The 267-nt window shown below is 68.2% G+C and carries 1 protein-coding gene; it reads left to right on the top strand.

Annotation, left to right across the window (positions count from 1 at the left end; all coding sequences use genetic code 11):
• Window positions 1–267 (top strand): TIM barrel protein (locus tag Q5L94_RS13755; protein ID WP_317498917.1); only part of this gene is annotated, 267 nt, incomplete at both ends.

The following is a 267-nucleotide window of genomic DNA, read 5'->3' as shown; positions in this document are numbered from 1 at the left end:
CGCATCAAGCACGTGCACCTGAAGGACCTGCGCGCCGGCAAGCGCGAGCGGGCGAAGGAGCAGGGCTTCTCCTTCCAGCAGGCGATCGAGGACGAGATCTTCACCGTGCCCGGCGACGGCGTCATCGACTTCGTGCCGATCTTCCAGGCGCTCGCCGACGTCGACTACGCGGGCTGGCTGATCGTCGAGGCCGAGCAGGACCCGGCGAAGGCCCTGCCGCTCGAATATGCCAGGAAGGGCCGCGCCTATCTCCGCAAGACGCTCGGC

Source organism: Idiomarina sp. Sol25, assembly GCF_033052775.1.
Taxonomy (GTDB): Bacteria; Pseudomonadota; Gammaproteobacteria; order Enterobacterales; family Alteromonadaceae; genus Idiomarina.
Note: the sequence above shows the minus strand (reverse complement) of the source record. Positions and strands in the feature narration are given on the sequence as shown.